We start from the raw sequence: 17,683 nt of genomic DNA on the forward strand, positions 1-17,683 counted from the left end.
AAAGAATTTCTGATTCGATTCTTGATGAGGTTCCCCTAGCTGCGGGTCTTTTTTGCTTACTCTTTACAAGCAAAAGAAAATGGTTTATACTTGACTAGTCAACAGTTGACAAGTCAACGATGAAAGGAGCGGTTTATGCAATGAATTTACGTGAGCTTAGCGGATTGCTGTATCGGATGAAAATCGTGAATCAAGAATTAACGGCGATCTTTGAAAAAGAGACTGGCTTTAGTCTGACCCGTTATCAGTTGCTGCAGTTTTTGAATGAGCAAGGACGCTGTACCCAAAATCAAGTACAGAATGAATTGAAGATCGATAGTGCAGCGGTCACTCGGCATTTGAAGATTCTCGAAGAAAAACAATTTGTGACACGGGAACGAAACAAAGACAATAACCGCGAGATTTTTGTTTCTTTGACACCCAAAGCACAAGCCGATTTGGCTAGTTGTGCTTCAAAGCATGCCAGCTCTGAGGAGTCGTTAGGCATCAATTTGACCGAAGAAGAAGAAGCACAGCTTCTAACATTACTTATGAAATTAGTTCCATGAAAGAAGGCAAACCCATGACAGAATACAGCAATAACAATTTTTCAGAGATCACCTTTGGCCGAAAATCGGTTCGTGTCTATGATGAAACCTACAAAATCCCCCATGAAGAAATGTTGACCATGATCCAAGAGTCAACGACAGCACCTTCCTCAGTCAATATGCAGCCTTGGCGCTTTGTCGTTGTGGAAAGCGATGAGCAAAAAGCAAAATTGAAACCGTTGATTCGTTTCAACGTCCGTCAAAATGATACCTCTTCTGCAATGGTCTTGATTTTTGGTGATATGCTTTGTCATGAACTAGGAGAAGAAATCTATAACAAAGCAGTAGCAGAAGGCAAAATGCCAGCGGAAGTACGTGACCAACAATTAGCAGCGATCATTCCGCATTACGAAAATCTTACAAAAGAACAAATGAATGATGTAGTGAAGATCGACGCTAGTTTAGCAGCGATGCAATTTATGTTAGTTGCGCGGGCGCATGGCTATGAAACCAACCCAATCGGCGGCTTTGAAGCAGATCAATTAGCCGAAGCTTTTGGCTTAGACAAAGAACGTTATGTTCCTGTCATGATCCTTTCAGTCGGAAAAGCCAAAGAATTAGGCTATGAATCCGTTCGGTTAGACGCAAAACAAATTACGACATTTCTATAAGAGGAGGGAAAACGATGGAAATCATTAATGCAACGTTTTACATCAAAGAAGAAAAGCGGGCAGATTTTTTAGCAGCTGTTACGCCATTATTAGCATCGGCGAGAGCTGAGGAAGGCTGCCACGGCTATCATCTCTATGAATCATTGGAAGAGAACAATCGGTTTGTCATGGTCGAAAAATGGGCGAATCAAGAAGCGATCACCGCCCACAATCAAAACCCGCTGCTGCAACAATTATTTCAACAAATGCCTGAATTTGCAGCCAAACCGAGCGAGATCGTTGTCGCTCAGCAAGGAGAATAAAGATGACGATTTTATCGACGATTTTGATTGTACTGGTTGCCTTAGAGTTTTTCTATATTCTCTATTTAGAAACATTTGCCACTACGTCCAAAGCAACGGCGCGGGTCTTCAACGTGACGAAAACAGAGCTTGAACGACCGATCGTTGTGACCTTGTTCAAAAACCAAGGAGTTTACAATGGGCTGATTGGTTTGGGGTTACTTTACAGTATTACCTTTGCTTCAGCACCATTGGAAATCAGTCGCTTGCTGTTGATCTACATTATCTTAGTGGCTGCATATGGCAGTGTGACTAGCGACAAGAAAATTATTTTGACCCAAGGCGGTCTAGCGATCCTTGCCTTGCTATCCACCTTTTTTTAACCAATAAAAGAAGAAGTCCCCCGAGCGAAGAAAGCTTTTCTATACAATAGAAGCTTTCTTCGCTCGGGGGCTTTTAATGTTTGGGCAAAGAGTACTCAGAACGTGAAAAAAATGATAGGATAAGAGAAGGGATTAACGATTTTCGGGACGTAAGCTGGTTGCTGCAAATAAGGCTTTTACTAGAATGGGTGTTAAGATCGCAGCTGTGATCACCTCAGAAATTCCATTCGTTACAGCAATTCCACCGAGGGTCACGAATAAAGCTGAAGCATCGACACCATAGGTAGTGGCAACTAAGCCAGTATATAAGGTTCCCATTAACGTTAAGACCAAAATTGTATTGGTGATGGTCCCAAAGATTGCTGCGACAATCGAAGCAGCGACGACTTTTTTGGTCTTTTTGTAAATGATCGTAAACAAGAGACCAGCCACTAAGCCAACCAACACACGGGGAACCACCGAGATGATTGGGTTGGTGAAAACAGCAATGTCTAAGGGCGTTGTCGGAGAGGTAAACGCACGAATCATGGTAAAAATACCCCAGACTAAGCCGATGAACATCCCGTCTTTTGTCCCTAAAACGATGGCAGCGACGATCACCGTGATATGGATGATCGTTAAACTAGTGATACCGATCGGAATAAATCCAAGGAAAGGCACCATCGTCTGTAAAATAATAATAGCAGTCAAAATGGCACGAATGACAAGGCGATAGGTTTTGCTTTTTGTATTCATTGTAAAAACTCCTTTTTTTATAATGACACTCGTGTCATTTTTAAGTTAGGTTGATTATACAACAAAATGACACGAGTGTCATTAATAATGTGATGAAAGGAGCCAAAAAAATGGCAAAGAAGCAACAGAGCGAATTGACTACAGCGGAAAAGAAAAAACAACAAAAGCGTGATTTGATTCTTGAAAGTGCCAAAGTCGTCTTTAGTAAGAAAGGCTTGATCGATGCGACAATGAAGGACATTATCGAAGAGTGCGGCATTAGTCGTGGCGGCATTTATTTATACTTTCGTTCGGTGGATGAGATTTTTTTGGCAGTGTTAGAGCAGCGCTCCAAACGAAAATTTGATGATGTACGAGAGATGATCATGGAGCAAGTGCCCTTTGAAACGATTTTAAACAAATATTTTTCCGACCATCGCAAGCGTCTACTCCACAGCATTTCTGACGGTATGCTGCGAGCCGTCTACGAGTATTACTATACGCATAAAACCGAAGCCTCCAGTTCCCTGCAGCAAGCACAACTTTCTGAGACGAAACGGACGATCCATGAGATCTTTCAAGTCGGCGTTCAGCAAGGTGTGTTAAAAGATGAAAACTTGGCAGTGATTGCAGAAAACTATATGTTCGTGATTGAAGGATTGGGGATTTTGGCTCTGACCGGTCACATCACAGAACAGACCATTGATGATCAAATTGCTGTAATGAGACAACTACTCCCTTATCGCGAATAACTAAGACAAAAAAACTCGCTCTTTTCTAGAAAACACTAGGAAGGAGCTTTTTTTTCGTCTGTAAATATTTTATGAATCAAGCATATTTTGCAGAAAATTAATGTAATCAAAGTGAAATCTACAACATTATTTATTTTTTCTTAAGAAAAAGGACTTTTTCTATGAAGTTTTCTTGAATAGGTGATATATAGGCATTCACGTGGCGTGTCGATCGCAGAGGAGTGGGGAACATGCAATAAAAAAACAGAGTTTATTTGTGTAACTAAAATGTAAATCGCTTACGGATTGGGTTTGTTGCTGAACTATGGTAAAATGAAAATGGTCAAATAAATGAAAAAAAAGTTTTAAAATTTAATTTGGAGGATCAGATGAAGAAGAAAATCTTTGCAACAGTGTGTGTGTGTGGCATTGTATTGTCATCATTCGGCGGACCTGTGACCGTTTTTGCTACGAATCACGATCAATTGATCGAACAAAAAAATAACGAGATTGATCAGTTGAGACAGCAACGTCAAAGCGTACAAGGGGAAATTGATGGATTGTCTGCAGAAATTGATTCATTAAATCAAGAAGCAGCAATCATTTTAGCGCAGCAAAGTGATTTGTTGCAAGCGATCGAAGGATTGGATCAGGAAATCAGTCAGTTAGAAGAGCGGATTGCCAAACGCTCAGAAAACATCGAAAAGCAAGCCAGAGAAACACAAGTCAATGGAAAAGGCGACAATTTTCTAACAGCCGTACTAGAAGCTGATTCTGTCAGTGATCTAGTGGGTCGGGTCCATGCCATGACGACGATCATTCGAGCGAATAATGAAGTAATCGAACAGCAAAAAGCCGACCAACAAGCAGTTGAACAAAAGCGTGCGGAATCACAAGAAAAAGTGGCAGAATTGCAAGCAGCACAGAGCCATCTGGAAGCACAAAAAGGTGTCTTGGAAGCAAGCCAAGCAGAATTAAACGTCTTGGTTAGTCAGTTAGCCTACGAAGAAGCAACGAAAGAAGAAGAAAAAGAACAGCTGCGTGCGGAAAAAGAAGCCTATGAAGCGGAGCAAGCAAGAATTCGTGAAGAAGCTGCCCGCGTTGCTGCTTTACAAGCCCAAGCAGAACAAGCGGCGCAACAGCAGGCAGAGCAAGCTGCAGCAGAAGCAGCAGCCTTGAATGAAGCGGCTGTTCAAGCAGAGGGCACCGAATCTGACGCAGAAACAGAGAGCCAAGCGCCAGTGGAAGAGCCAGCAGCGCCAGCAGAAACGCAGCCAGAGGAAACGCAAGAATCTGAACCAGTTGAAACACCAGAGGCTCCAGAAGAAGCACCAGTAGATACACCAGAAATTCAAGAGCCAGAAACACCAGTGACACCTGCAGCACCAGAGACGCCAGCGGACAGTGCACCTGCGGTTCCTGCACCAACGCCAGCACCGACGCCCGTTACACCAACACCAGCGCCAACGCCTGCTCCGTCACCAGCACCGATCGTGACGCCGCCAGCACCTTCTGCACCAGCATCAACAAATGGGGCTGCAATCGTGGCAGAAGCGTATAAGCATATCGGAAAACCCTATGTTTGGGGTGCCAAAGGACCGGACAGCTTTGACTGTTCTGGGTTTACTCGCTATGTCTTTTTACAAGTAACAGGGAGAGATATAGGTGGATGGACGGTACCACAAGAAACAGCAGGTACAGTGATTTCCGTTAGCCAAGCACAACCAGGAGATCTATTATTCTGGGGTTCATCAGGCAGCACCTATCATGTAGCCATTGCTTTAGGTGGCGGACAATACATTCATGCACCACGCCCAGGACAAAATGTTTCTGTTGGCAGTACCGCTCATTTTACACCTAGCTTTGCAGTAAGAATGTAAGAAGTAGCTAGCTGTAGTTTTAAGGAGAGACAAATGGAAGAAAGAAAACAGCTTCGTTATCGTGCGAAGAAACAAAAAAGAGGACTTCTTTACCGTAAAAGTGCGGCGGCAACCGCTGCACTTGTTAGTACGGTGAATATTTTGCCGATGAATGTCTTAGCAGATACACTTGAGTCAGCAGAAACCCAAAATGGTGTTCAAGTAGTTGAAACAGCAGAGTCAACCCAAGACACATCGACGCAAGATTCTGTGAGCATTGTAGAAGATCAAGAAGTGAACGAGGGATCACCAGCAACGCAAGATAGTACCGAACCATCAGAAGCTGAAAGTTCGGATGTAGTAGAAATTCAAGACGTACCCGAAAATGAACCAGCAGATGATGCTTCTGAACAGAATGAAGCAGAAATCGATCGTGACATTCCTGTTCTGTCAGAAGAAGAGCGGATCGCCATTGAAACGAAGGTCATGCCCAACTACAACAATCCAATGGCACGTTCTAATAATCAGCAAGCATTTATTCAGCAAGTAGGACCAATGGCACAAGAAGTGGCGGGGGCAAATGACCTCTACGCTTCAGTCATGATTGCACAAGCGATCTTAGAATCAGGTTGGGGGCAATCCACGCTGACTACTCTTGCCAATAATATGTTTGGTATCAAGGGATCTTACAATGGACAATTTGTAGAGATGCAAACCTTGGAAGATGACGGGAATGGCAATCTCTATCCGATTATTGCGAAGTTTCGTAAATACCCTTCATTAAAAGAATCTTTTCAAGACAATGCGCACGTTTTGAGAACCACCTCATTTTCGCCGGGTGTTTTCTTCTACCATGGGGCATGGAAGTCTAATACGAATTCTTATCGTGACGCGACACAATGGCTGCAAGGACGCTATGCCACCGACACGGCTTATGCAAGTAAGCTAAACAACTTGATTGAAACGTACAATTTGACCCAGTACGATACATCAAGTGGTGGCGGTTCAAACGATAACAACAATAACAACAATAACAATTCTGAACAGGCGATCAATAAGCAATTCAGAACAAATGCAGCACTCAATATCCGTTCGGATGCTTCCACCAGCGCCTCGATCGTGGGTTCATTGGCTGCCAATGCAACATTTGAAGCAGTAGCGCAAAAAAGCGGCACCAGTGTGAACGGCAATACGACGTGGTACCGAATTCAAGGACGTGGCTGGGTAAGTGCCGCTCATGTGACGGAGATCTCATCGAATACGGGTGGGAATGATAACAACAATAATAATGATAACAACGATAATAACAATGATAACAGCAACGGCAACAACAATGCCGAACAAAGCATCAACAAAGAGTTTCGCACCACCGCTGCCTTGAATATCCGTTCCGACGCATCGACTAGCGCTTCTGTTGTCGGCTCCTTGGCAAGCAATGCAACATTTCGAGCAGTCGCTCAAAAGACGGGAACGAGTGTCAACGGCAACAATGTGTGGTATCGAATCCAAGGACGCGGCTGGGTGAGCGCTGCGTACGTGACAGAAGTGACCGCTGGAAGTAATAGCTCTGAACAAAGCATCAACAAAGAGTTTCGCACTACCGCAACATTGAATATTCGCTCTGATGCGTCTACCAGTGCCAGAATTGTTGGATCTTTGTTAAACAACTCCTCTTTTCGTGCAGTTGCGCAAAAGACCGGAACCAGTGTCAATGGCAACAATGTCTGGTATCGAATTGAAGGGCGTGGCTGGGTAAGTGCAGCGTACGTTCAAGAAACGAACGCTTCCTCATCAAACAGCACCACCTATACTGTACGTTCGGGAGACACTCTATGGGGGATTTCGCGACGCAACGGTGTGACTGTGAATCAGTTGATGCAATGGAATAACCTTTCTGGCTCATTGATTCTGGTAGGGCAACGTCTCGTAGTCCGTAGATAAAAAGAAAAAATATCTGTACCCATGCTTGTGGCGATTTGCCAAAATGGGTACAGATATTTTGTTTATTCTTCTTTAAAGCTGTTCATGATCGCTGTTAATTCCTCTTTTGAAGAGTCGTATAAGCTTTCTAACGTCCAGCCATACAACTGAACGTAATTATTTTCGGTTTCAAGTACATAATAAATATAGTGGATATTTAGCCCTTCAACTGTCGCAGGAAAATCAACGAAATAGGCCTTTGTGTCAGGAATTGGTAAAAAAGTGGCAGTCGTATCGAAGCTTGTTGCCAAATTTTCTTGAACCAATCCGAGATAAGTTTCTAAATCGGCAAAATCCTGTTTCGATTCAACGACTGCAGCTAAATATTTCGTTTCTAACGCATCGGACAACATGAAATCATTGTCAGGATTCAATGAAGTGAAATCAGGTACCTCTTGCCAATTGCTAGGTAAATCGATGGTATAGTTTGTTCCGCTAACGCCTGTGATGGTTTGTTCTGAACTAGGTAAAGCCGCTTCACTGGAAGAGACCGTCGATTCTTGGGCGACTTCGGATGATGATGTCATAGATAAGCTTGTAGCGCTTGCATTTTCCGTACTTTCTGAAGCTGGTTTCTCCTCTTTTGGCGTGCAGCCAGCAAAAAGAAGTGTGAACCCCAATAAACTAAAAACAACACTTTTTCTCATTATTCTCACGTTCCCCTTTGTTTTTTATTTTCAAATAACCAACATTATTTAGTTAATCGTATAATAGGAAAGGAAATAACGCAATAAAATATTCTCAGTTATTGCATGAATCGAAAAAAATAAAGGATTGTTAAATAGTAAATTTAAAAAATGAAGCGGAAATAACTGACTGTTACCGCTTATTTTCACTTTTTTCTTAGATTGATGCAAAAGTTGATTATAAATACGGGGCGACTTTTGCTATGCTTTAGAAAAGAAAGGAAGCATTAAAAGAATAGTGAAGTTAAAAATTGTGTCGGTTATATCTATAAAATAATAGTGTGCTTTTTATTTATCTATTTGTTTTGAATAATTGTCAGAATTTTGTTGCGAAATACTATGGCTTCTTTCGATACAAAAAGTAGGCGACATCAGCGACAGTCGGATAGAGAAAGATAGCTCAAAGCGGCGAGGAAATAGAAGGAACATAGGATCTACGTTTAAAAATAATGGAACTAGGGGGAAGGAAATTGTTTTATCAATCAGTGAATGAGTATCTAGTAAAAATGAGAGAAGGATTATCTGCTGAAACCATTAAAGGTGAAATGCCATCAGTCTATGCGTACTGGTTAGCACAGGAAGCAGAATTGAAAAAAATATTGAAAAACAAAGACATGGCTTTTTGGATGGACATCCAACGAGTTCTCTTGATCGATGCAAAATTAGTATTACTTCGCAGTTACATCAATGACTACGATTTTCACGGATTTTCCGAAGATGAGATCATTGCCAATGTGGAACAAGATCATTTTACCTTTAACAAAGAACTGTGTGGCTATAGTTTGAAAGAACAAGTGCACCCATCAATTATTTTTGGTGATCAATAAGCAACAAAAAAGACCGTTCAAACGAGGAATAAGCTACTGCACTGATTCAAAATAAGACCGATTGATTTGTGGTATGATTGTGATGACAAGTACGATTGCACAGATCATTGCAACAGTTTGAAAAGGAGCGGAGAGGTATGGTTCAATTTGAACGGATCATTTTATTGTTTTTCTTGTACTCATTTATCGGATGGCTTTGGGAAACCATTTATTGCTCACTAAAAGCCAAGCACTTTGTGTATCGGGGGTTCCTTATTGGTCCAATCACACCCATCTACGGCTTTGGAATTCTTGGCGTTGTCTATTTGTTACGGCCATTGCATGAGCAAGTGATTCCACTGTTCTTTGCGGCAGCGTTATTGGTCACCGTGCTTGAATATGTGACAAGCTATTTACTTGAGCGGTTTTTTCATGCCTCATGGTGGGATTACAAAGAAGTACCACTGAATATCAATGGACGGGTGGCATTGCCGATTTCTCTTTTTTGGGGCGTGTGTTGTGTGCTGATTGTTCGATTTGTTCATCCGCAAATGCTGGAGATCGTGCAAACATTGAGTGCTCGGGTCGGATTCTTATTGCCCGTTTTCTTATTAATGGTTCTTTCTTTTGATATGGGCTATACCCTTGCTAACTTGGTTGCCTTTCAGAAAGCGGTGCAACAGGTCAATCAAGCCTTTGAACAGCACAAAAAAGAATTGGCTGAAAATATTGAGCAATATAAAAACGATTGGCAAGGGCGCTTCGCAGCGTTTCCAGAAGAATGGCGCGTTTTAAAACAAAATCTACCGAGATTGAATTTCCATCAAAGAAGACTCTTAAAAAACTTTCAAAAGTTAGAAATCAATCAGATAAAAAGCAGCCAGGAATTGTCTCGATTTATTGAAGCCATTCGTAAGAAAAAATAGGTTTGTTACGGTTAGATTACAAAAAATAAACCCTTATCAATGCTGATTCTTCCCACTTCTGACTAATTTCAGTCGGAAAAGACGATGAAAACACCCACTTTTACGATAATTTGTAACAAATTGTAAAGGTCCTGCAATAAAATTCTTCTTAAGGATTTGTATAATAGGATATGTTGGAAACCATAGTGAGAAGTGAGGGAATTTTTTGAAGGCAAAGAAACTACGAACAATCGTTGTCGCTGTCTTTGCGGCAGGAATCGTTTCTCCAATCTTTGCGCAGGCTGAGTCACTTGAATCATTGCAAGAGCAAGAAAGTGCCGTCATGCAGCAAAGTCAGGAAATCAGTACGGAAGTACAGATTGCATTGACTGATGTGAATGCGAAATACAGCGAGGTAGAAGAGCTAAAAGCTCAAATCGCTGAAAATGAAGAATCATTAGCAACAACCAAAGCAGAAATCAAAACTGCACAAGAAACAATTGAAAAGCGTGAAGCTGTCGTTGCGGAACGTATGAAAGAAATCCAAGTCAATGGCGGGGCTACCAGAGACTGGACGGTACTGTTGGAATCATCCAATATCCAAGATTTTATCAATCGTGCCTATGCGATGACGATGTTACAAAACTTGGAAAAAGAAAAGATTGATTCATTGACAGCAGAAAAAGAAAAGCTGGAAGCTTTAGAAGAAAAAGCACAGTCAACACAGCAATCATTGAAAGAAAATCAAACCGCATTAGAATCAGAAGCCAAAACATTGGATTCAAAAATTGCGAATCTACAAGCCCAATTGAAAGAAAACGAAGCAACCTTGGCACAAATCGCTTCCAGCAAAGAAGCTGAAACAGCTCGCTTAGCTGCTGAAAAAGCAGCAGAAGAACGGGCAGCTAAAGAAGCGGCGGAACAAGCAGCGAAAGAAAAAGCTGAAAAAGAAGCAGCCCAAGCTGCGGAACGTTCAAGCGCTTCTGAATCCCAAGCGTCTGCTTCATCGAACAGCAATACGACTGAAAGCAGCAGCTCATCATCGAGCAGCTCTTCAAGCAACAACAATAGCTCGAACAGCAGCTCAAGCAATACAACTAACAACAGTAATAACAATAGCAACAACAGCAATACTAGTAGTGGTCGAACATTGATGATGGAATCAACTGCTTACTCGTATAAAGAAGCTGGCTCTAGTTTCTTTACAGCAAGTGGGACAGACTTACGTAAAAATCCAATGGCAGTTGCCGTTGATCCAAGCGTGATTCCCTTAGGCACCTTAGTCAATGTTGAAGGCTATGGCGTAGCATTAGCGCTTGATACTGGTGGCGCGATCAAAGGAAACATCATTGATGTTCACTTTGATAATGTCGCACAATGTATCCAATGGGGCCGTCGTCAAGTAAAAGTAACGATCCTTGATTAATCAATCAACTAGCAAGAAGCAGCTCACTGAATGAAGTGGCTGCTTCTTTTTTTACTTTTAATGTAGGAAGGCATAAGAAGAGAGCCTATCGCTGCATCAGTGACGACATAAGCGATAGACTCTGGATTTATTGTTAAACTGCTCACAAGCTCTTACACTCATTCTCAGGAGCATTTTTTGAATAGCTTGGTCAGATCGAGGGAAACGGGAAACGGCGGGTGTTCGTTGATCAAGGATTGAAATTAGCATTTAGCGTTTCCTCTAAAGCTTCCCAGTCGTGCTCATCAGGGAAGGTTTTGAATAGCAAATAATCAATATCTTGGGCATATTCGGTAATGTATTCCGTATAGTTGGTAACGATCAAATCAATCTGATTTTTTTCCAAATAGCCTGCCGACAATTCATTGGAGTCCGGAAAATAAAAGGTCCGAGAACTGCGCAAATAACGAACAGATTTGCATTTTAATAATTGGCATAAATAAAAGGGGCCTTCGAACAAAAAAGCGATATTCTTCTTGGCTTGCCAGTACAACGATTTAATAGAAGTAACGTACATCGTAAGACTCGTTCCTAAGTGCTCCAGTGTGTTACTGTCCCAAATTTCTCTAGCTAATGGTTGCGTCAACAGATAGTTTTTAAATAGATGGTAATCGTCCGTATACGCCTCTTCGACAAATTGAACGGTATCAGAAATCATATGATTTAATAAGGGGGTTAATAATTGCTTGATTTTTGCTACCGTAAAAAAGGACTCCACTAAAAGTCGATCGCGAGCGCTATCTTGTGTATCTGGCAAGCAATCCTTGACAAAGGCTGCCGCAAGCTGCTTGATTTCAGGCCAATGATTATACTCTCTACAAAAGGTTTGTTCGATTGCTAAGTTACTGATCGAGCGACGGGTTTTCACTAATAAGAACAAATAAAGGACTTCCTCGTGGGGAAGTTCTTTTTGATATTGCTCACTTACAGCCTCATTGATTTCAGAAAATAGCCGAAAATCATTATACTGTTCAAATAGTTTTTTTATTTGCTTAGGCAACTCGATACGTTGACCTGCAAAATGGCGCTCAAAGGTGATATACAAGTAATAATTGAATTCACCAAATGAACAAGCATGTTGGTCGAGTTGATAACATCTTGAAAAAGCACTAGCCGTGATATTTTGGATGGCGATGGGTGGAAAGATCGTATGGGCAGTAATTTCCGATTCATAATAGAAATCATGGAAAAATTTGCGAATATTGATCTCTTCACCAATAAAGCAAATGGGATTTGTTTGGATCTCCAAACGATAGAAAGAAAAAATAGGTTGCACCTTCCGCAAATAGCGAAGAACGGTGCTTTCTGATATATGGTATTTCTCTGCCCATTCCGATGAGCTATAAAGATCATTGTGGAAAATACTTTCGATGATATGGAACAAAATCTCATCGGCAATCAGCGCACGTTTTTTCGTTAAATACACAGCGGACTGTTTGATTGAAAAAATATACCCCTTGTGAGAAGAATCGATCGATAAACAGTCGCCAAAATACTCTTTTAGATCCGTCACGTCCGTTACGATCGTTCGCGTGGTACTTCCTGAAATCTTTGCCAAACCTTGAGTCGAACATTGATAATTTTTCTCGAATGCCATCAAAATTTTCAGCCATCGAATCGTTGCTGTGTTGGTAATAAAATTAATTTGAAAATTTCTCAAGACGTGGCTCCTTTCATGAATAAAATCGCAAATCTTACTTATTCATCTTAAAGAAGATAGGGAAGAAAAAACAAATCACGTATTTCATCGGTTGGTGAAATCTATACCTGAGCCTGTGCCAGATTTTTTGCATTTTCTATAAATCAACTGATGATCGGCATATATATAGGTAGAAACACGTTTTTTCAGTGTAAAGAAGGAAATTGATTGGCATTGAATAGTAAGAGAGGGGGGGATAATTTTATTACGATAAAATAAAAATTGACTGATTAACTATATTTAAAATAAACCGATAGAAGATGAAAGGGCGGAATTGAGGGGGAAAGTCAGTTTGGGGAAGATAACTTATAATTTTAACAGGAACGATTGGTGTAATTAAATAGTAACCGCGAAGGAAACCCTAAGTGCCCCAAGAAAAATATTCAGTTTTATTCAACTGATTTATAATAACAACAAAAGCATTTAACTTTTCTTTCTGAAATTCTTATGTTTTCTATTTATAATGAAAAGATGTTGAGAAAATGAATGAATATAATCATTCGAGGTTATTTTTCTATGATGTGACAACTCTCAAAGACGATGAGAACAACGATTATCACTGAATTATTTATTATTTAAAATGAGGGTTTAAAAAAACTGTCAAGTATGCTACACGTTATTTATGTATATTTAAAATAACTGATGTTTGCCATTATATAAGTCTTTTGTTGATGAAAAATATACCTTTAAAAAGAAAAAACAGGAATTTCCTTTATTTAATGATACATTTCTCTTATAATAAACTAGAATTGCCTTTATTATGTGAGACGAAGGCAGAATGCTTAAACAAGCACAATTGAAGTAGGGAGTGTGTTCATGGGAAAGCCGTTAATTAAGACTTTGACTGTTTTAGCTGTGGGAATCGGAGCCATCTTAATATGTTTGATAGGTTACCGACAAAATAACCAAAGACAATATCAGCAACGAGTCGAATACGCACAGACAGCGATTGCAAGCGAGCGAGAGCGCTTAAATGAACTGTCCGGAGAAATTGCTGGTATGTACAGCAACGAAGAGCAAACGTTTTTACGAAGTGATCTTAGCGAAGAAGAGGTTTTGAAAACTGTCGCGAAACTATCAGCAGTAAAAGTATCTGCAGATGATTACGGAATCGAAGAGAGCGCATTGCCGAGCGAATCTGTTGAGATTCAAGAAAAGAAACAAGCGCTGGATGATCAACTAAAAGAGATCGAGGCAAAAGTGAAAGTACAAGCTAAGACAGCAGCGTTGTTTACTGAAGGTGTTTCGAATTGGCAAGCTGCTGAGAACAATGTCACTATTAAAGAGGATCTAAAAGAAACGGACTTAGGGAATGTCCGTGAGGATTTAAATTTTCTTGAAGATGGTCCATGGAAAGACCTTGTTTCTGCTTATTTAGAGTTTGCGACCGCTCAATTGGATCGCATTACACAAATTCAAGCCAGCTTGAATGCTATGCTGCAAGAAAATGTTGTAACTAGCGAAGTGACTTTGGATGGCTATTTAGCTCTGATTGACAGTATCAATCAAGTGCGAAATCAAGTACTTAAAGATTCTTTTACAGAGTCCGCTAATTCAATTGCGGCACAAATGGGGTATACAGGCTATACCAGTTATATTCCCTCAGCTTCAACTGAAAGTTATTCTGACGATACATCAACTGGAGATGGTACTGGAACAGACATGAGTTCAGCGTCTTACTATTAAATAAGTTGAATCGTGCTGAAGGAAATTTTAGATAACTGGAGGAAAGAAAATGTCAAAAGGAAAAAAAATCTTTTTAATTATCTTTACAATCGTTGCAGTGTTAGTCATCGGATTGATCGGTGTTGCTGCTAAACTATATTTTGATGTGTCAAACTCAATTAACGAAACCTATCAATCAGTTGAGCGTGATCGAGAAGATCGCCTACGTGAAAATGATGTCGATCTATCCCAACAAGAGTCCTTCTCGGTTTTACTGATGGGGATCGATACCGGTGATTTAGGCAGAGTCGAACAAGGCCGTTCTGATACCATGATGGTTGCGACCATCAGCCCACAGGACAATCAGACGACGGTGGTGAGTATTGGACGAGATTCCTATGTCGATATCGTTGGACATGGGACGACAGATAAAATTAACCATGCCTATGCTTTTGGTGGACCAGCGATGGCAATGAATACCGTAGAAAAATTCTTGGATATTCCGATCGATCATTATGTATCAATCAATATGGCTGGCTTGAAAGAATTAGTCGATGCAGTCGGCGGTATTGAAGTTGACAATGAGATCACCTTTTCGCAAGATGGCTTTGATTTTGCCATCGGACGTACGTCATTAAATGGCGAACAAGCCCTTGCCTATTCAAGAATGCGTTATGAAGATCCAAACGGCGATTATGGTCGTCAAGAACGCCAACGTAAAATCGTTGAAGGGATCGTTAAGAAAGTCTTGAGTCTTGATGGAATCACCCAATATCAAACGATCTTAAATGCTGTTGAGCAAAACATGAAAACAGATATGAGTTTCGATGACATGCGAACCTTAGCCTTTAACTATCGCAGTGCCTTTCAAACGATCAAACAAGATCAGTTGCAAGGGGAAGGATTCATGCAAGACGGCATCTCATATCAGCGTGTGAGTGACGAAGAACTAGCAAGAGTTCAAAAAGAGTTGAAAGCTCAACTAAATCTAGAGAATGAATAGGAAAGTGGAGAAAAGATGGAAGAAACAATTAGCTTAAAAGAAATATTCGCAATTCTACGGAAACACTTAGCTGCTATTTTTATTTCAATGTTTGCTGGTTTAGCTTTAGCAGGGATATTCACCTTCTTTGTCATTACACCAAAATACAGTTCACAAGCTCAGTTGATTGTGACATTGCCTCAATCAGAAACAGCAAACGTGAATGATGTAAATACAAACTTACAAATGATCAATACGTATAAGGATATGATAGTCAGTGATTTAGTTATGACACAAGTAAAGGACCGTCTTGAGTCTGAAAATAACCTGGACATGACTGTACAACAATTGAAAGACTCTATTTCAATCAATCAATCGCAAAACTCACAAATGTTTTCCATTCAGGCAACTAGTACCAATGCAGTGTCAGCGCAAAATATTGCCAACACGACCGCATTGGTCTTTCAAGAAAATGCCCAAGATGTTATGAATGTTGATAAAATCTCAATCATTTCAAGTGCGGTAGCTAGTACCACACCAGTTTCACCTAACAACAAACTAAACTTAGCCATTGGTCTAGTACTAGGCATCATGGTCGGTGTTGGCTTAGCCTTCTTATTGGAGCTGCTAGATCGAACTGTCAAAGATGATAAATTTGTAACTGAAACATTAGGCTTTACCGTATTAGGTACTGTACCCCAAATGTCACCAAAAGAATTGGCTGCGACCATTCAGAAAAAACCAAGTGCACCATTTATTAAGAAACCGCAAGGCGACAAATCGGCAGAATCACGCCGCAGTCGTAGTCGGGTCTAGGAGGGAACAATGATGGCAAAAAAACAAGAACGAACTGGGACACAAACGCATGCAGTAAGTTTGATCACGCTAATTGATCCTTCTTCACCAATCTCAGAGCAATATCGTACGATCCGTACAAATATTCAATTTGCATCTTCCGCAGATAAGCAAATCAAGACCATTGTTGTTACTTCTTCTGGTCCAGGTGAAGGGAAATCGACAACCTCAGCCAATTTAGCGGTTGTTTTTGCTAAATCAGGACAACGGGTATTGTTAGTTGATGCCGATATGCGAAAGCCTACTGTATACAAGACGTTTAGCTTAAATAATGCGAGTGGATTGAGTACCGTATTAAGTACCTCAACGAGCGTCCTTGAAGCAGCCCAAAAAACGGTGATCGATAATTTATCTGTCTTAACAAGTGGACCGAAACCACCAAATCCATCTGAGCTTCTTGGATCGGCACGAATGAACCAAGTGATTGAAGAAGCGAAAAATCTTTACGATGTGGTTATTTTTGATATGCCACCTGTTGTAGCAGTCACTGATGCGCAAATTATGGCATCGAAAGCAGATGGGACGATCTTAGTAGTTCGAGAAAATGTTGCACGTAAAGAATCCTTAACAAAAGCGAGAGATCTTTTAAATATGGTTCAAGCAAGAATTGTTGGTGTCGTTTATAACGGTGCCGAACACTCGAAAGATTCAGGTTACTACTATTATTATGGAAATTAATTAATTTGAAGGAGACGAGAGAAATGATTGATTTACATTGCCACATTTTACCAGGAATTGATGATGGTGCAGAAGACATCAATGCGAGCATTGCTATGGCTGAAAAAGCGATTAGCCAAGGAATTACGCATATCCTTTGTACCCCACATCATAACAATGGAAAATACCGCAATCCGAAGTCAGAGGTCATTTCTTTCGTTACTTCTTTACAAGAAGAATTAGACGCACGGAACCTGCCCTTGACAGTTCTTGAGGGGCAAGAGGTGAGGATAACAGGAGATTTAATTGAGGATATACAGAAAAATGACATCCTTTTTACAGATCTTGATGATACGTATATCTTGATAGAATTTCCTACGATTGAAGTGCCTACGTATACAGAACAAATATTCTTCGATTTACTACAGCTGGGAAAAATTCCAGTCATTGTCCACCCGGAGCGGAATGCTCATTTTAGAAAAGACCCTAACAATCTCATCCCATTTTTAGATATGGGCTGTTTAGCTCAGTTGACTGCGCCAAGTTATGTCGGCGTATTTGGAAAAGAGATCCAAAAAACAGCAAAAACAATGGTTGAACATAATCTTGTTCAGATGGTCGCTTCGGATGCTCATGGCGTTACAAAACGTACCTTTAATTTAAAAGAAGCCTATGAGCAAATTGAGCAAGATTTTGGCATGCTCAAAGTAACATTGATGAAACAAGTAGCAAAAGATTTGATAAACGGGGATCAAATCAGTTTTCCAAGTTATATAGAAGTGAAAAAAAAGAAGTTCGGGTTATTTTAGGGGGAGAC

At 40.6% G+C, this 17,683-nt stretch carries 18 protein-coding genes; 15 read left to right on the top strand and 3 right to left on the bottom strand.

From position 1 onward, the window contains the following. Positions 1–140 precede the first annotated feature (140 nt). The 4 genes from IGI77_RS06215 to IGI77_RS06230 are packed head-to-tail and all read left to right on the top strand — an operon-like array spanning position 141 to position 1,862. The gene (locus tag IGI77_RS06215; RefSeq protein ID WP_008378808.1) at positions 141–548 is read left to right on the top strand and encodes a MarR family winged helix-turn-helix transcriptional regulator; all 408 of its coding nucleotides are present in this window, start codon (positions 141–143) and stop codon (positions 546–548) included. Between the two features lie 14 nt (positions 549–562). Then, entirely contained in the window at positions 563–1,198 is a 636-nt protein-coding gene (locus IGI77_RS06220) for a nitroreductase family protein (protein ID WP_128431863.1), read from the top strand. Positions 1,199–1,212: 14 nt separating this feature from the next. Then, positions 1,213–1,500, top strand: coding sequence for a putative quinol monooxygenase (locus IGI77_RS06225; RefSeq protein WP_128431865.1), 288 nt, complete (start codon positions 1,213–1,215; stop codon positions 1,498–1,500). Between the two features lie 2 nt (positions 1,501–1,502). Continuing rightward, positions 1,503–1,862: a DUF1304 domain-containing protein gene (locus tag IGI77_RS06230; RefSeq protein ID WP_015509373.1), complete on the top strand. Its 360-nt coding sequence runs from the start codon at positions 1,503–1,505 to the stop codon at positions 1,860–1,862. Positions 1,863–1,994: 132 nt separating this feature from the next. Here the strand turns inward: IGI77_RS06230 and IGI77_RS06235 are convergent, their stop codons facing one another. Further along, positions 1,995–2,597: an ECF transporter S component gene (locus tag IGI77_RS06235; protein WP_438769706.1), complete on the bottom strand. Its 603-nt coding sequence runs from the start codon at positions 2,595–2,597 to the stop codon at positions 1,995–1,997. Between the two features lie 110 nt (positions 2,598–2,707). Between IGI77_RS06235 and IGI77_RS06240 the strand changes: the two genes are divergently transcribed. From IGI77_RS06240 to IGI77_RS06250, 3 genes are all read left to right on the top strand, one after another. Then, complete coding sequence (locus IGI77_RS06240) at positions 2,708–3,328, top strand: TetR/AcrR family transcriptional regulator (protein WP_015509375.1); 621 nt, start codon at positions 2,708–2,710, stop codon at positions 3,326–3,328. A 368-nt stretch (positions 3,329–3,696) separates the two neighbouring features. Continuing rightward, positions 3,697–5,187: a PcsB-like coiled-coil domain-containing protein gene (locus IGI77_RS06245; RefSeq protein WP_438769707.1), complete on the top strand. Its 1,491-nt coding sequence runs from the start codon at positions 3,697–3,699 to the stop codon at positions 5,185–5,187. Positions 5,188–5,220: 33 nt separating this feature from the next. Beyond that, on the top strand, positions 5,221–7,107 hold the full coding sequence (locus IGI77_RS06250; protein WP_438769708.1) for a glucosaminidase domain-containing protein: 1,887 nt from the start codon (positions 5,221–5,223) through the stop codon (positions 7,105–7,107). Positions 7,108–7,169: 62 nt separating this feature from the next. On the opposite strand, the gene IGI77_RS06255 is transcribed toward IGI77_RS06250, so the two are convergent. Next, on the bottom strand, positions 7,170–7,793 hold the full coding sequence (locus IGI77_RS06255) for a hypothetical protein (RefSeq protein ID WP_128431873.1): 624 nt from the start codon (positions 7,791–7,793) through the stop codon (positions 7,170–7,172). Positions 7,794–8,281: 488 nt separating this feature from the next. On the opposite strand from IGI77_RS06255, the gene IGI77_RS06260 reads away from it, so the two are divergent. The 3 genes from IGI77_RS06260 to IGI77_RS06270 all read left to right on the top strand — a co-directional run bounded on the left by IGI77_RS06260 (position 8,282) and on the right by IGI77_RS06270 (position 10,969). Next, the gene (locus tag IGI77_RS06260; protein ID WP_005234961.1) at positions 8,282–8,659 is read left to right on the top strand and encodes a DUF7006 family protein; all 378 of its coding nucleotides are present in this window, start codon (positions 8,282–8,284) and stop codon (positions 8,657–8,659) included. A gap of 137 nt (positions 8,660–8,796) precedes the next feature. Then, on the top strand, positions 8,797–9,564 hold the full coding sequence (locus IGI77_RS06265; protein ID WP_016608128.1) for a putative ABC transporter permease: 768 nt from the start codon (positions 8,797–8,799) through the stop codon (positions 9,562–9,564). Positions 9,565–9,769: 205 nt separating this feature from the next. Beyond that, entirely contained in the window at positions 9,770–10,969 is a 1,200-nt protein-coding gene (locus IGI77_RS06270; RefSeq protein ID WP_438769709.1) for a 3D domain-containing protein, read from the top strand. Positions 10,970–11,198: 229 nt separating this feature from the next. Here IGI77_RS06270 and IGI77_RS06275 read toward each other — a convergent pair whose 3' ends face one another. After that, positions 11,199–12,668, bottom strand: coding sequence for a helix-turn-helix domain-containing protein (locus tag IGI77_RS06275; RefSeq protein ID WP_438769710.1), 1,470 nt, complete (start codon positions 12,666–12,668; stop codon positions 11,199–11,201). Between the two features lie 855 nt (positions 12,669–13,523). Between IGI77_RS06275 and IGI77_RS06280 the strand changes: the two genes are divergently transcribed. From IGI77_RS06280 to IGI77_RS06300, 5 genes are read left to right on the top strand one after another with little or no spacing between them, the layout of a single operon-like run. Then, a complete protein-coding gene (locus tag IGI77_RS06280; RefSeq protein WP_231473391.1) occupies positions 13,524–14,393 on the top strand; it encodes a hypothetical protein in 870 nt (289 codons plus the stop codon). A 49-nt stretch (positions 14,394–14,442) separates the two neighbouring features. Beyond that, a complete protein-coding gene (locus IGI77_RS06285; RefSeq protein WP_142964377.1) occupies positions 14,443–15,375 on the top strand; it encodes an LCP family glycopolymer transferase in 933 nt (310 codons plus the stop codon). Positions 15,376–15,390: 15 nt separating this feature from the next. Then, positions 15,391–16,170: a YveK family protein gene (locus IGI77_RS06290; RefSeq protein WP_151196682.1), complete on the top strand. Its 780-nt coding sequence runs from the start codon at positions 15,391–15,393 to the stop codon at positions 16,168–16,170. Positions 16,171–16,179: 9 nt separating this feature from the next. Next, on the top strand, positions 16,180–16,887 hold the full coding sequence (locus IGI77_RS06295) for a CpsD/CapB family tyrosine-protein kinase (protein WP_010747869.1): 708 nt from the start codon (positions 16,180–16,182) through the stop codon (positions 16,885–16,887). A gap of 23 nt (positions 16,888–16,910) precedes the next feature. After that, complete coding sequence (locus IGI77_RS06300) at positions 16,911–17,675, top strand: tyrosine-protein phosphatase (protein ID WP_438769711.1); 765 nt, start codon at positions 16,911–16,913, stop codon at positions 17,673–17,675. The last annotated feature ends 8 nt before the right edge of the window (positions 17,676–17,683 follow it).

Origin of the sequence: Enterococcus sp. DIV0213h, from assembly GCF_051711285.1 — a bacterium.
Classification (GTDB): domain Bacteria; phylum Bacillota; class Bacilli; order Lactobacillales; family Enterococcaceae; genus Enterococcus_D; species Enterococcus_D casseliflavus.